General features: G+C 63.4%; 13 protein-coding genes. 5 read left to right on the top strand and 8 right to left on the bottom strand.

Features of this window, described 5'->3' with window-relative positions; all coding sequences use genetic code 11:
- Positions 1 to 15: 15 nt before the first annotated feature.
- Positions 16 to 426 carry a Zn-ribbon domain-containing OB-fold protein gene (locus B2G88_RS09455; RefSeq protein ID WP_054862332.1) on the top strand — a complete coding sequence of 137 codons (411 nt, stop codon included), beginning with the start codon at positions 16 to 18 and terminating at the stop codon, positions 424 to 426.
- Between the two features lie 33 nt (positions 427 to 459).
- Here B2G88_RS09455 and B2G88_RS09450 read toward each other — a convergent pair whose 3' ends face one another.
- From B2G88_RS09450 to B2G88_RS09440, 3 genes are all read right to left on the bottom strand, one after another.
- Positions 460 to 1,539, bottom strand: coding sequence for a DUF5787 family protein (locus tag B2G88_RS09450; protein ID WP_087714628.1), 1,080 nt, complete (start codon positions 1,537 to 1,539; stop codon positions 460 to 462).
- An 83-nt stretch (positions 1,540 to 1,622) separates the two neighbouring features.
- Positions 1,623 to 2,390: a DUF4013 domain-containing protein gene (locus B2G88_RS09445; protein ID WP_087714627.1), complete on the bottom strand. Its 768-nt coding sequence runs from the start codon at positions 2,388 to 2,390 to the stop codon at positions 1,623 to 1,625.
- Between the two features lie 63 nt (positions 2,391 to 2,453).
- Entirely contained in the window at positions 2,454 to 2,888 is a 435-nt protein-coding gene (locus B2G88_RS09440; RefSeq protein ID WP_054862333.1) for a bis(5'-nucleosyl)-tetraphosphatase, read from the bottom strand.
- A 171-nt stretch (positions 2,889 to 3,059) separates the two neighbouring features.
- Between B2G88_RS09440 and B2G88_RS09435 the strand changes: the two genes are divergently transcribed.
- From B2G88_RS09435 to B2G88_RS09425, 3 genes are all read left to right on the top strand, one after another.
- On the top strand, positions 3,060 to 3,395 hold the full coding sequence (locus B2G88_RS09435) for an uS10/mL48 family ribosomal protein (protein WP_087714626.1): 336 nt from the start codon (positions 3,060 to 3,062) through the stop codon (positions 3,393 to 3,395).
- Positions 3,396 to 3,462: 67 nt separating this feature from the next.
- A complete protein-coding gene (locus tag B2G88_RS09430; RefSeq protein ID WP_087714625.1) occupies positions 3,463 to 4,746 on the top strand; it encodes an amidohydrolase in 1,284 nt (427 codons plus the stop codon).
- 111 nt (positions 4,747 to 4,857) lie between these two features.
- Positions 4,858 to 6,141 (top strand): M48 family metalloprotease, encoded by a 1,284-nt coding sequence (locus B2G88_RS09425; RefSeq protein WP_087714624.1) that lies wholly within the window; start codon positions 4,858 to 4,860, stop codon positions 6,139 to 6,141.
- Positions 6,142 to 6,180: 39 nt separating this feature from the next.
- On the opposite strand, the gene B2G88_RS09420 is transcribed toward B2G88_RS09425, so the two are convergent.
- Together B2G88_RS09420 and B2G88_RS09415 are read right to left on the bottom strand one after the other, a co-directional pair.
- Positions 6,181 to 7,008, bottom strand: a complete 828-nt coding sequence (locus B2G88_RS09420; protein ID WP_054862334.1) for a DUF4397 domain-containing protein — start codon at positions 7,006 to 7,008, stop codon at positions 6,181 to 6,183.
- A 501-nt stretch (positions 7,009 to 7,509) separates the two neighbouring features.
- Positions 7,510 to 8,922, bottom strand: a complete 1,413-nt coding sequence (locus B2G88_RS09415; protein WP_087714623.1) for a geranylgeranyl reductase family protein — start codon at positions 8,920 to 8,922, stop codon at positions 7,510 to 7,512.
- 149 nt (positions 8,923 to 9,071) lie between these two features.
- Here B2G88_RS09415 and B2G88_RS09410 point away from each other — a divergent pair, with 149 nt between their 5' ends.
- Positions 9,072 to 9,410, top strand: a complete 339-nt coding sequence (locus B2G88_RS09410) for a 2Fe-2S iron-sulfur cluster-binding protein (RefSeq protein ID WP_054862335.1) — start codon at positions 9,072 to 9,074, stop codon at positions 9,408 to 9,410.
- Between the two features lie 186 nt (positions 9,411 to 9,596).
- Here the strand turns inward: B2G88_RS09410 and ftsZ are convergent, their stop codons facing one another.
- The 3 genes from ftsZ to B2G88_RS09395 all read right to left on the bottom strand — a co-directional run bounded on the left by ftsZ (position 9,597) and on the right by B2G88_RS09395 (position 13,298).
- The gene (ftsZ, locus tag B2G88_RS09405; RefSeq protein WP_087714622.1) at positions 9,597 to 10,799 is read right to left on the bottom strand and encodes a cell division protein FtsZ; all 1,203 of its coding nucleotides are present in this window, start codon (positions 10,797 to 10,799) and stop codon (positions 9,597 to 9,599) included.
- A gap of 159 nt (positions 10,800 to 10,958) precedes the next feature.
- A complete protein-coding gene (locus B2G88_RS09400) occupies positions 10,959 to 12,293 on the bottom strand; it encodes a D-aminoacyl-tRNA deacylase (protein WP_087714621.1) in 1,335 nt (444 codons plus the stop codon).
- 51 nt (positions 12,294 to 12,344) lie between these two features.
- Positions 12,345 to 13,298 (bottom strand): calcium/sodium antiporter, encoded by a 954-nt coding sequence (locus B2G88_RS09395; RefSeq protein ID WP_087714620.1) that lies wholly within the window; start codon positions 13,296 to 13,298, stop codon positions 12,345 to 12,347.
- Positions 13,299 to 13,401 lie beyond the last annotated feature (103 nt).

The following is a 13,401-nucleotide window of genomic DNA, read 5'->3' as shown; positions in this document are numbered from 1 at the left end:
TCTGGAGGTGGTTGCATGAGCGAGAACACCGAATCCGACGGCGAGCGCACTCGAGACGCCGGCTTCGACGACTGGCTCGATGCAGCACGAGCAAACGAAGCGTACTCTCTCGTCTGCGAGGCGGGCCACCACTCGCTGCCCCCGCGGCGGGTCTGTCCCGAGTGTGGCTCGACAGATCTCACCGAGGAACCGCTGCCCGAAACGGGCGAGGTCGAGACCGTGACGGTGACACACGTCGCGACGCCGTCGTTCGAAGCCGACGCGCCGTATGCAACCGCCATCGCGGACTTCGGGCCGGTTCGGCTGACGGGCCAGGTGGTCGAGGTCGACCCGGAGACGGTCGAACCCGGATTGGCTGTCGAAATCGCCGTGACAACGTCCGAAACGTCCGGCAAACGGATTGTCGGGTTCCGACCGGTGCAGTAGTGGCTGCTCGAGGCGTGGTGTGACTCGAGGCAGTCACTGCCCCGCGCCGGTGTCAGTCCTCGGCCGTTGCCGCCTGCGCCGGTCGGCGAGCAAGGCTTTGAGTCGTTTTCCGGGACCACCCTCGAGTGGCCACCCCTTGGTCCGCCAGATGGGCGGTTCCGGCTGAAAGTCTGGACAGGAGCCAGAACACTGCGCAGCGGTCTGGCAGTCGCCTGTGGCTCCACAGCGAGGGAGCAACTGTGCACCCTCGGCGGCTTGCAGTTCGAAATAGCGACAGTCGGGGCGCATCGTGTCGACGAACGAGCGCCAGCCGCGCTCGTAGGCGCGTTCGGCGATTGCGAGCCGTTTGTCGGCCTTTTGTTGGGGATCGACGTACTCGAAACGCGCCGCCGAACTCCCGCGAGTGCCATCGTCCGGCCGCTCGAGGATGCGCGTCCCCGACTCGTCGGCGGCAAGGCTGCGGGGGTACCAGCCCACGTCTGCCTCGAGCGTGTCCGGATCGAGCGCCAGCACGCCTGCTTCGACGGGCAGGTCCTCGAGCAAGACGGGTTCGACGCGTTCGCCGGTTTGCCGGGTGGCGACCCAGACCTCGTCGGCCAGCGCCACCGCCACGTCGTACTCGAGTTGTGAGCCAAGCGCGCGGGCAGCGCTTGCATCCAGATCGGGTTTGTTCTCGATGGCGACAATGCGCTCGCACCAGTCGGGGTAGGGCCACTTGCGCCGGATTTCGATGCGATTGCCCTGCTTTCGGGCCTCAAGAATCCCGCGGTCGTCGGCCTCGTGGATTGCTTCGCGGACGTAGCGCCACGGGTAGCCGGGATGGGGCAGCGCGTCGCGGTAGTACGTCCACTCGGCGGGCGCGTTCCGGACGATGTGCAAGTGGTCGCTCTCGAGGCGCTTCGGCCCGAAATTCGCGCGTTGGGCGAGGGCGCCGGGGTCGCACTCGAGGACGATGGTGTCCCAGCGGCGGCGTTTGGTCCCGAGTTGGCGGGCGACGATGTGGGTGGTGTCGGCGTCGCTGTCGCCGTCCGGGGGCCACTCGCGTTCGGCCCACCGGCAGGTTCGCAGTTCGAAGGCGAACTCGGAGTCGGCGTCGACGGTGTCTGGGACCACGTTTTGCCGTCCTTGGAACCGGGAGACGAAAGGCTACTCGGTTGTGCGGATGGTATCCGTGATTTCTGGTGCCGGAAGCGACGTTACTCGGCCACGTGTGCAGCAGACTGCGTATATGCGGCCCTACTCGAGGCGGCGTCCGTGTCTCTCGCGCTGACGGCAGCGCCAAGGACGCGACTGGCGACCAGCGCTGCGTAAAACGGAATCGCTGGAAGTGCCACAATGCCGACCACAGAGAGCAGACAGCCAAGTACGGCGATGGGGATGGCTATTGGTATGAGCTGCAGGATACCCATTCCAACGGCATACTCGAGACTCGAGACGATGGGCCAGAGCGCCGAGCGGTCGAACGCGGTGCGGACCGTTCCGGTGTGAGCGTAGACCGCGAGTGCTGCTGGCAGCACGTAGTAGATCGCGAGAATCGAACCGATGAGTGCGAGCGCGAGGAGTGCGGCGAACAGAGCGGCCAGCAGGCTGAGTCCCCAGATCAGCGTTTCGTGGCCGCCGACCAGTGGCGCGAGGACAAGAAGGCCGTAGTAACCGGCGGCTGTGGCCCCCAGTGCGACCCCAGCGCCGACCGCGAGCGGGACGAACAGATACGTGGCCGCGACCGCAGTAGCCTCGAGTCCGGTTCGCGAAAGCGTTCGCCACTCGCTCCAGTCGCGTCCCTCGAGCGCCGGCGGCTCGTCGTGTCCGGCGAGCGTCGACTCAAGGATGCGAATGCAGTAGCCCGCGAGCACGAGCGCGGGGATGACGAAGACGGAGCCGAGAACGAGCAGGCTGCCGATGAGCATGCGCTCGAGACCGGGGCCTCGAGTGGGATACGAGAGGACGGCAGTGGCCGATTGCATTGCTGTAGCTGACCCCTCGCAAGCGGGTCACATAATGCTCGTGGCAGTGCTCGAGTCGACTGCCTACTCCTCGTCTTCGTCCCAGTCGTCGAGGAACGAGTGTGCTTGCTCTAAGATTTCGCGAGGACCGTCCTGCGTGACGGTGTTTACGGCCTGTTCGTAGTCGCGCCACTGGAGGTCGCGATGTTCGTTCGAAAGTTCGGCGCTCGCTTCGAATGACTTTGCGATAAAGAGATGAACGGTCTTGTGGATCGTTTTGCCGTTCGCCTCAAAGACGTAGTCGTAGTCTTCTCGAAAGCCATCGAGTAGTCGGAACTCTTCGATACCTGCCTCTTCCTTTATTTCGCGGATCGCCGTCTGTTGTAGCTCTTCATCTCCTTCGACACCGCCCTTCGGAAACTCCCAGTCGCCCGGGCGGCTCTTGAGTAGAAGATACTCGCGCCGGCCCCGCGTATCGCGGAAGAGGATTGCGCCTGCGCTCGTAGCTTCGACTGCCATTACCCGAACTAATAGATGCGACGTTAAGAGAATATCGGACTGTTCGTCCTACGGACACTGTTTGGTGTGATGAGTTACACGAACACGCCAGTGTGTCGGAAATCTGTCCACACTTCACGGGTGAATCTCAGCAGGCTTTTACGCCCCCGCCGTTGACGATGTGCTAACTCAATGACCTTCGTTACCCGTCTTACACTCCAGAGCGGAGATCGAGACGCGCTCGATGGGACCGTCGACGACATCAAAACAACCGCCGAGCGCAAGGGCGCAGCGCTGAAAGGTCCCCACTCTCATCCTCCAGAAAAGTTCTCCGTGCCACAGCATCAACGGCTCCACGCCGACGACGAACGCCAGTTTTCCTCGTGGACCTACACCGTCTTCACCCGCGAACTCGAGATTCACGGTCACGACGGCATCGCGCGAAACCTCACCGAACGGGAGTTCCCCGACTCGATTCACGTTGAAGTCGAAGTCGAGCAACGCCGCGGAACGGGTCGAACCAACTGAGAACGAAGTTTACTCTCACTCTGCCGACACCGGTACTGCTTTTCGCGCGGCCAGCCAACCCCTCGATATGACCGCGGACGACCTCGTCTCCCTGCGCCGAGACTTACACACACGCCCGGAACCCGCCTGGCGAGAATTCTACACGACCGCACGCATCGTCTCCGAACTCGAGTCGCGACTCGGTGACGACCTCACCGAACTCTACGTTGGCCCTGACGCCCTCGCGACCGACCAGCGCATGGCCGTCCCGAGTGATGCCGAACTGACCCATGCCTACGAACGAGCGCGTGGTACTGGTGTCGATGAGAGCGTCCTCGAGGCGCTCGAGGGTGGCTATACCGGCGCAGTCGCCGTCATAGAGCGCGGCGAGGGGCCAACCGTCGGCCTGCGCGTCGACATCGACGGCCTCCCGCGAGAGGAGTCCGATGACCCAAACCACGCCCCTGCCGCGGCGGGCTTCCGCTCGGAACACGAGGGCGCAATGCACGCCTGCGGCCACGACGCCCACGCGACAATCGGTGTTGGAGTTCTCGAGCGCATCGCCGAGAGCGACGAGTTTTCGGGGACGCTCAAGGTCTTCTTCCAGCCCGCCGAGGAGGTCATCGGCGGCGCGAAATCGATGGCCGAAAGCGAGCACATCGAGGACGTCGACTCCCTGCTCGCGATGCACATCGGGCTCGATCATCCGACCGGCGAAATCGTCGCCGGAATCGACGGCTTCCTCGCGGTTCGTCACCTCGAGGCCGAGTTCACGGGCGAGTCGGCCCACGCGGGCGGCCACCCAGAGCAGGGCCGCAACGCCGTGCAGGCGATGGCAGCGGCCGTCCAGAATCTCTACGCGATCCCGCGGCACAACGACGGGAAGACCCGTGTCAATGCGGGCCGCGTCGAGGGCGGCAGCGCGTCGAACGTGATCCCCGAGTCGGCCCGCGTCGTCGGCGAGGTTCGCGGCGAGACGACCGAACTCATGGAGTACATGAGCGAGGAGTGCGAGCGCGTCCTCGAGGCAGCCGCCACGATGTACGACTGCGAGGTCGAGATCGAAACCGGGGCGGAAGCACCGAGTGCGACCAGCGATCAGGCACTCGTCGACCTCGTCGCCGACGTGGTGGGTGACGTCTCAGGTGTGGAGAACGTCCTCGAGCGCGACGACCTCGGCGGGAGCGAGGACGCAACCTTCCTCATGCAGGCGGTTCAGGACAACGGCGGAAACGCGTGTTATGTCGGAATCGGGACTGATCACCCCGGCGGGCATCACACCGCGACGTTCGACGTGGACGAGGCCAGTATCGGTCACGGCATCGACGTGCTCGCGGGCGCAATCGAACGGATCGCTCGCACGCAGTCCTAATCAGCACGACTCGAGTCTGCGTATCGAACGCACTGCCGAGACAACCGAACGTTTTTCTATCGAATCTGTGTACGTCGAAACAACTCGAGGGTGCACTCCGCGTGAGAGGCGATGGGGACTGAATTACTGCAGACGTTCCGAGAACGAGTGGGACTCTGGACTCGAATGGCGGTCGCCGGCGTAATCGCCGTCATCGGGTTCGTGCTGTTGTTCGTCATCGAAATCGCGGCGATAGCGGTGATGTCGATGTTCATGCTCGTACTGGCCGCACCCGCGGTCGCCGTGTTGCTACTGTTCATCGGCTTCTGGCTGGCTATCGCGGGCATCTATCGACGACTAATACCCGCACCGCTTATCGTCGGTCGGATTTCGAACAAGTGGTTGCAGGGACTCGAGCAGTTCGCCCGCGAATTCTCCAATCCCAAGGAGGCTCTCGTGTTGCGCTCGCTCGCGCCCATGCTCGGTGCACTCATCGCCTGGAGTATCGGATTCGTGATCGTCGAATCCACCCCGCTGATTTCGCGACTCGAGGCCGTCCTCGCAGTCGGTCTGCTCTGTGGCGTCATCGGTGCAACCTACTACACCGGCCGGACGATTGCCGATGAACTCGGCAGCGGAGGAACCGTCGAAGAACAACTCGCAGAAGATATCGACGTCATCGAGACTGACGGCGACGCCGATGAGGTACTTGCTGAGACGGCAACCAGCAGCCTCGTGGAGCTACAGGCGCGTGTCGACCGCCTCGCAGCCCAGGCAGGCGTGCCAGCACCGACCGTTCGACTCGGCCGCGAGCGCCGGCCGTTCGCGGCGACGGCTGGATTTCGACCGACCACGTCCACGATCATCGTCTCAGTCGGACTCTGTGACAGGCTCTCGACGCAGGAACTTGAGGCGGTCCTCGCGCACGAACTCGCTCACGTCGTCAACCGCGATGCGGCGATTCTGACCGCGCTGGCACTGCCGAACGCAAAGTTCGATACGCTGCTTGACAATGCTCTCGCTGATCCACACGACGACTCGGCGTCCCCATTCCAGGTACATCCAATGGTGCTGCTCGCTGCACTCCCGGTCATTGGCCTCACGCGAGCGTCGGTGATTCTCGTCACCAGATACCGCGAGTACGTTGCCGACCGTGGCGCGGTTGCACTCACCGGCGATCCGGCCGCTCTCGCAAGCGCCCTCGAGACGCTGGATCAGGGACTCACCCGCCGGCCCTCGAGCGATCTGCGTACCAATCGGTCGACGGCAGTGTTTTCCATCGTGCCGCCGCCGTGGGAGGAACACCGGTTTTTCGACCGCACGCGGCGGTTCATCGCACGGACGCTGCTCGGGACGCATCCGGCAACCGAAAAACGGATCGAGCGGCTTCGAAAGGCAGCCGCTGATGCCAGGTAGGAGTCTCGAGCACCAGCAAAAACCGAAAATCGAACGGCGTCAGTAGTCGTTCGATTCGTCGTCCATCTCCGATGCAGCGTCGAGTACGACCTCGAGATCGAACGGTTCGTCGGCCGGGGCGGCCTCAGGCTCGAGGTAGCCAACGGCGAACGCGGAGTAGACGTTACCCGCTTCGGGAGCGACATCGAATGTTGCGACGACATCGCCGTCGTTGTCTTCGGTTGCCGGTCGGATCTCGAGGGTGTAATCGCCGGGGTCGACGTAGGCCGCACCGGCCTCGCCGAAGGCGACGTCGTCAAAGAGGACAACCTCGCCGTCTGCGGCCGTAATGTCGACGGCCGGCGCGTCGGGTGCGGCGTGCACGGCACGAATGCGTGCTTGGTCTCCAGGATCGCTCAGGTCATCCTCGAGGACAGCCGGCGCGAAGGGCTCGTTCTCCTCGGCGAGTTCGCCGAGTGCCGCGACCGTGTAATCGCCGTCGCCAACCTCGAGTTCGTCGTCAAAGACGACGGTGTCCGGATCGCCTGCGGCGGTAATCATCACTTCTGCTGTGCCAACCGGTAGCTCGAGGTACTCACTCACTGCTCGGTAGGGCACGTCCTCGAGGGCGGGTTCGCCGTCAACCCAGACGTCGACGTTCGGCGCGTCTGGTGAGAGATGGGCGACTCGGACGGCACCGGTTTCGTCCATCTCGTCGTGGTCGTCGGACTCATCTGCAGTATCGTCAGTGTGGTCGTCCGCGTCATCCCCGTTCCCGTTTCCAGCAGTCTCCTCGTCGTCGGCACCGCCGAGACAGCCCGCAACCAGTGTTACACCCGTTGCACCCACAATCGATAGCGCACCACGCCTGGTCTGTTTTGGAACCATTACTAGCCTGCTTGTCGTGTGCAAAGATGGCACACATCCCTAACAGCGTAGGCTATCACGAGCTGCTGAGAGTCACCATACTATGACTGTTTCACGCTCTGTGATGAGTTGTCCCCTCGAGCGATTTGCGTACCAATCAGTCGACAATGGCGTTTTCCGTCGTGTTGCCACTGTGGGAGGAACACTGGTTCATCGCGCCCACGATGCTTGGGGCCATTCCTCAATGGAAACCCGAATCGAATGCCTGCGCGCTCGAGTGTGAGTTCATCGGTTTGCAAAGCGCGGTGGCCGGGAGCGGGCTTCGAACAGCGTGAGAAGTCCGTGACTCGGGGAAGGGCAGGTGATAACCCAGTTACCGACCGCGAGCGACCGACGGGAGCGAGCGGGCCGACGACCGATGTGGAGAGCGCGACGCGCTCGGAATGGAGGGAGGAGTGCTTTTCATCGAAGTTTTTCCGAGTGCGGTCGCTTGCGACCGCACACAGAGAAAAAGTTCGTTCCTTAGTACTTCGGCTCAGCGCCCGTCGTCTCATAGACGGCGTCCATCAACTCGTCGCGGCGCGCTTGCCAGTGCTCGAGCGCGGCCGGATGATTGGGGTAGGCTTCGTACAGCTCGAGCAGGTCGTCAGCGCGGCGTTTGGTCTTATAGAGATTGAGAATGGTTCCCCAGTGGCCATAGCTCTTGTAGAGACTCTCGAGGGCGAGTTTTGGGCCGATACTCGTACTCCCGGAGTAGAGGGCTTCAGCGAGCTTTTCCCCGGGCATGACGGCGAGCAGTCCCATCAGGTCGTCGACGTCGACGGCCGTCGAGAGGATGTTGTAGACGTCCAGTGCGGCGTATCGCGCGCCGAAGTGGTCCATCACATGCTCGTTGTACTCCCAGAGGGCCTTCTCGCTCAGATCGCCGTCTTCGATACCGTCGACGATGGCTTCGGCGGCGTACTTGCCGGCGTAGGCCGCGCCGGCGATGCCGCCGCCCGTGGTTGGGTTGACGTGACCTGCTGCGTCGCCGATTGCGACGTAGCCCGGGTGAACTGCAGAGTCGTAGGGCCGCCGGGTGGGGAGTGCAGCACCGAGTTTGTCGTCGACCTCGGCGTTCTGGAACTCCGGTCGGGCCTCGAGGTCGCGTTTGAGGTCGTCGACGAGTTGCATGGGTTCCTCGGTCATCTGGAAGCCGAGTCCGGCGTTGATCTCGGTGTCGGTGCGCGGGAAGTACCAGAGGTAGCCCGCCGCGCGCTCGGTGGGCTTGAAGACGAGGGCGTCGTCCCACGGCACGGGTTCCTCGACGGTGACGATCTCGCGGTAGGCCGAACAGAAGTGCGAGTAGTCGACGTTCGTATCGAACGTCGAGTTCGAGAAGTCGACCTTGTCCTGGAGGACGGAAAGCGACCCAGCGGCGTCGATGACAACCTCGGCCTCGTAGGTCTGGCGCTCGCCCTTATTGGTTGCCTCGACACCCGTGACGGTCCCCTTCTCGTCGTCGGCTTGCGTGACGTCCTGAACGACGGTATCGTAGTGGATCTCCGCGCCCGCGTCCTGTGCGCCTTCGATGATCCGCTTGCCGTAGTCCCAGCGGTCGATGACTGCCAACTCGCCTGGCACCGGAATCTCGAGGACGGTGTCTTCCTGTGGAATTTCGAACCGGCCGTGGTCGACGCCGGTGTTGGTGAACGCAGGTTCGATCTGCTCGCGGGGAATCGCCTCGGGGAACGCCGACGCGCCCTTCAAGGCGTCACCGCAGGCGATGTGGCCCGCCTCGTCCTCGGATTTGCGCTCGAGGATAACGACCTCGTAGTCCGCGCGTGCGATGGTCGCGGCGGCGTAACAGCCTGCGGTCCCGGCACCGACGACGACGACGTCTGGCGAGTGGGTGTCGGCTGCCGCCGTGGCCCCCGACTGCTCCTGGGTACTCATACCAGTAGTGTGGACACTGCGGTATGAAAACGTTTTATGGTCGGTGCGCCATCGCGATGGACCGAATAGCGTCGGACACACCGGACGTCCTCGAGTAATGGACACGTCCGGAATAAAGAGTTTTAGTCGGGTCGTTCGTAGCGGACGGTATGACTGAGTACACTATCGAGTTCGTCGGGACGGACGAGACGATTACCTGTTCGGATACCGAGACGATTCTCAGCCGGTGTCTCGAGGAGGGAATCGCCCAGGAGTACTCCTGTCGGGTTGGCATGTGTCTAGCCTGTTCCGCCGAAATTCTCGAGGGTGAGGTGACCCAGCCTGCCGCTCGCGGGTTCACCGACGAGGAAGCCGAGAACTACGCGCTGACCTGTATGGCGCGCCCGCAGTCGGATCTGAAACTCGAGCGCGGAAAGTATCCGCCGAGCATCGAGAGCGACGCGGCCCTCGAGACTGACGGCGACGCGTCGGCGACGGCAGACGACTGAGACGGACTGCTGTCCCTGTGTCCCGCAGTGGCGCGTGGGATCAGCGCCACAGGTTGTTCACTCCCGACGACCGATTTACGGACGGGTTTTCAGGCTTGAGTAGTCAGCACTCGATTGACGAACGGAGCGGAGAGTCGAAAAGAGAGATGAGCCGCGGCCGCAACCGACGCGTGCGTCGCGTGTCGATCAGTCGACGAAGTCGATATCGTCGTCGCCCTGTGGCTGTTCCTGCCCTTGAGCCTGTCCCTGGCCACCCATCTTGGGCTGGACGGAATCGCCGTCCGGTCGGCCGTAGATCTGTGGCGATTCGACGCCCGTGACGACGATCATCGTGCGCATGCTGCCCTCGAGCGATTCGTCGATTGAGGTCCCCCAGATGATGCGTGCGTCGGGGTCGATCCGGTCGTAGATCTCTTCGACGACGCCTTCGGCTTCCTCGATGGCCATGTCGTTGCCACCGGTGACGTTGACCAGTGCAGAACTCGCTCCGGAGATGTCGACATCGAGCAGTGGGGAGCGAAGCGCAGTCTTGACGGAATCTTCGGCTTTCGCCTCCGAGTCCGATTCGCCGAGACCGATCATCGCGACGCCGCCACGTTCCATGACGGTCCGAACGTCGGCAAAGTCCAGATTGACGAGGCCGGGTTTCGTGATGAGTTCTGTAATGCCCTTGACCGAGCGCATCAGCACTTCGTCGCTCACCTTGAACGCCTGCCGGACGGGGAGTTTGCCGACCGAATCGAGCAGTCGGTCGTTCGGAACAACGATGACGGTGTCAGACACGTCACGCAGGCGCTCGAGTCCTGCCTCGGCGTTGGTTCGTCGGACCTCGCCCTCTGCGGTAAAGGGTGTCGTCACAATCGAAATCGTTAGCGCGCCAGCCTCGCGGGCGGCTTTCGCGACGACTGGGGCAGAACCGGTTCCGGTGCCGCCACCGAGTCCGGCGGTGACGAAGACCATGTCCGAGCCGTCGATAGCGTCGTAGATATCTTGCTGGCTCTCGAGGGCGGCTTCCTCGCCGACCTGTGGGAGCGAGCCGGCACCGCGGCCGCCGGTTTTCTCCTCGCCCATCAGGATTTTCGTGTCAGCACCGATTTCGACGAGGTGCTGGACGTCGGTGTTGGCGGCGACGAGTTTTGCGCCGTGGATGCCTTCCTCGTGCATTCGGTTGACGGTGTTGCCGCCGGCACCGCCACAGCCGACGACCGTGATGTCGGTCTGGAGGTCCTGGAGGACGTCCTCGAGTTCCTCGTCGGTCATCGTGCCGGACTGGCGGCCGTCGGTGTCCGCAGTGGAGGGCTGGCTGTCCTGTGATGTCTCAGCCGCGGGGGACTCGGCCGGGTCCCCGTTTTCGGCCTCGTCGATGGCGTCGTCGATGAGTGAGTCCATTCTTGGACCCATCTAAACAATGGAGCATAATTACCTTTCCCCTACACGTCAGCCACCTGTCTGACACGTTACGGTGTGATTACCTGTTTCGTTACTGGGGGAGAGAACAGTGAGTGCAGGCACCTGGTAGTTGCGTACTTCTCTCATATCTCTGATTACTCACAGGTCGAAGCGATCCGTCTGTTCGGTCTGGAACCGCTCAGGAGTAATTGTCTCGCCGTCAACCGTAATCGACTCTCCAGCGGCCAATGCACCGAACTTTGGCCCCTCTGGAATCCCGGCGATTGCGGCGCGTTCGGGGTCGAACGCGGTCTCCGTCGCGATGACTGCGTCGTCCGTGATCCGGACGGTGTCGTATTTCTCTTTCAATACTGCAACGAGGGCCTCGAGCAGCGCGCGTTTCGTCTCGAGTGGGTCGTCTGCGGGCACGGCGAACTGTGAGCCGACGCGGCTGCCGCCGTTGTCGGTCGTGAACGCGATTGTCCGGGCCTCGACGGCGTCGCGAACGCGCTCGTGATCGATTCCCTCTGCCGTGTCGATGAGATCGCCCGGAATCGAGATGACGTCGACGGTGTCGTCGTGGTGCTCACCGAACCGAAGCCCCTCGTCAACGCTCTCGAGGGCGTCCTCGAGTTGGTCCACGTGCTCGAGCGGCCGATTACCAACCTCGCGCAGCCACGTCTCGCTGACGAGTTGGTAGTCGAGGTCCGTAAGGGTCTCCTCGAGCACCGGCCAGTCGCCATCGATGACGGCGATATTGGTGTTGCTCGCCTCGAAGACGGCCTCGAGGAGGTCGCGATGTGCGCTTGGGTGACCCAGCTCCTCGAGGCCCCAGTCGGCGGCGATGTGGCCCACCGCCCAGGGCGTCTCGCGGACGATACGTTCGAACCGCGGCGCGTAGTGGTTGCCGCCGAAGCCGACCACTTGTTGGGTGCTGTGGGGAGCCACGTCTCGCAACTCGAGAATCCCGCGGGCGACGGCCTCGGCCCCGGCGGGGTCGTCCCACTGCTCGTCGCCACTGCCGAGTTCGGCGAACAGTGAGGGACAGCCGACGTCGGTCGGGCCGTGGTGGGTACACTCCATGCCGACGTCGTATTCCTCGGGCGCGTACTCATCGAAGGCCTCGAGCAATCGGGCGAGCGCGTTCGGACAGGCCTCGGCGACAGCGTGGTCTTCCCCGCCGAACTCCGCAGGGCCGAAATTGCCCGTGAAGTGCCCTGTCAACAACGCGTCGGTGTCGCCCGCGTGCCTCGAGGCGAAGACGAGCAGGTCGGGGTCACAGTCGAAGACGTCGACCGGGTGCTCGAGCTCGAGGTGAAACTCCTCGAACGTCCGCAGTTCGATGCCGTCAGTCTGGTAGTACGTGGCGCCACCGTCGGCGTCGGCTCGGCTGTTGTCGGTCCGTTCCGTCCAATCGCCCACCTCGCGCAAGTGGTCACAGATATGGACCGAGGCGCGGTCGGCGCGGCTCTCGACGATTGCGAGATCAGTCATATCCGTCCTCCGCGTTCGGCGGTCGTTAACTCGGCGGTTCGGCCTGAACGGTCACCACAGCACGAGCGCGGCGAGAAAGACGCCGTACCCCGCAACCAGAACCGCTCCATCGAGACGTGAGAGCCGGCGACCGTGGGCCATCAGCCCGACCAGCAAGACGGTAAAGGCGACCATGACGGGCAACTCGAATCGCAGCGTGCTCGAGGCGATGTCGATTGGCGTGATGAGGGCGACGATTCCGAGGACAGCGAGGATGTTGTAGATGTTCGAGCCGACAACGTTCCCAATCGCGAAGGCGGTTTCCCCGCGGAGTGCACCGACGACGGAGGCGGCCAGTTCCGGCAGTGAGGTCCCGAGTGCAAGCACTGTCAGCCCGATAACGAGGTCCGAAACGCCAAGTGCTGAGAGCAGGTCGGTCCCGCCGGCGACGAGCCAGCGCGAGCCAATGAGGAGTGCAACCAACCCACCAGCCACGAGCGCAACATCTCGCAGTTCGATTCCGCGACTACCGCCGGGGGCGTCCGCCATCGGTGCCGGATCGGCGTTGACTGCGTAGGCCAGATACGCCGTGAATCCGGCCAGCGCGAGCAACAAGAGCGCACCCTCGAGGCGGCCAATCGTTCCGTCGAGTCCAGCGAGGACGAGCGCGAACGCGGCGAACACCATGAACGGGACGTGACGACGCATGACAGTGTCACTGACCGATAGCGGCGTGATGAGTGCGGCAACGCCAAGGACCAATCCGATGTTCGCGATGTTCGAGCCGACGATTGCGCCGAGACCGATATCAGTCGAGACGTCGAGTGCGCCAATCGTCGCGACGAACAGTTCGGGTGCGGTCGTCGCGAACGCGATAATCGTCACACCGACGGTCGCCGCTCGGAGCCCGATTCCGAGTGCGAGCCGTCCCGCACCGGCGACGAGCAACTCGGCACCGGCATACAGCGCCACGATACCGGCCGCAAGCAATAGCACGGAGACGACGGTCCCGGAAACGGGAAGCATACGCGAGCGAGTACTCGAGAGCAGTGTATAAGGGTCGCGGAACTGCCCGGGACAGTCGCTGACGGCCTCGCGTTCGTGCTGTCAGCAGCCGAGACCCGGACCC

It is taken from the genome of Natronolimnobius baerhuensis (genome assembly GCF_002177135.1).
Classification (GTDB): domain Archaea; phylum Halobacteriota; class Halobacteria; order Halobacteriales; family Natrialbaceae; genus Natronolimnobius; species Natronolimnobius baerhuensis.
Note: the sequence above shows the minus strand (reverse complement) of the source record. Positions and strands in the feature narration are given on the sequence as shown.

Coding starts and splice junctions, on each gene's coding strand:
- B2G88_RS09400 (WP_087714621.1), bottom strand. CDS start 12,293: ATGACTGATCTCGCAATCGTCGAGAGCCGCGCCGACCGCGCCTCGGTC.
- B2G88_RS09455 (WP_054862332.1), top strand. CDS start 16: ATGAGCGAGAACACCGAATCCGACGGCGAGCGCACTCGAGACGCCGGC.
- B2G88_RS09410 (WP_054862335.1), top strand. CDS start 9,072: ATGACTGAGTACACTATCGAGTTCGTCGGGACGGACGAGACGATTACC.
- ftsZ (WP_087714622.1), bottom strand. CDS start 10,799: ATGGACTCACTCATCGACGACGCCATCGACGAGGCCGAAAACGGGGAC.
- B2G88_RS09415 (WP_087714623.1), bottom strand. CDS start 8,922: ATGAGTACCCAGGAGCAGTCGGGGGCCACGGCGGCAGCCGACACCCAC.
- B2G88_RS09430 (WP_087714625.1), top strand. CDS start 3,463: ATGACCGCGGACGACCTCGTCTCCCTGCGCCGAGACTTACACACACGC.
- B2G88_RS09435 (WP_087714626.1), top strand. CDS start 3,060: ATGACCTTCGTTACCCGTCTTACACTCCAGAGCGGAGATCGAGACGCG.
- B2G88_RS09420 (WP_054862334.1), bottom strand. CDS start 7,008: ATGGTTCCAAAACAGACCAGGCGTGGTGCGCTATCGATTGTGGGTGCA.
- B2G88_RS09425 (WP_087714624.1), top strand. CDS start 4,858: ATGGGGACTGAATTACTGCAGACGTTCCGAGAACGAGTGGGACTCTGG.
- B2G88_RS09440 (WP_054862333.1), bottom strand. CDS start 2,888: ATGGCAGTCGAAGCTACGAGCGCAGGCGCAATCCTCTTCCGCGATACG.
- B2G88_RS09445 (WP_087714627.1), bottom strand. CDS start 2,390: ATGCAATCGGCCACTGCCGTCCTCTCGTATCCCACTCGAGGCCCCGGT.
- B2G88_RS09395 (WP_087714620.1), bottom strand. CDS start 13,298: ATGCTTCCCGTTTCCGGGACCGTCGTCTCCGTGCTATTGCTTGCGGCC.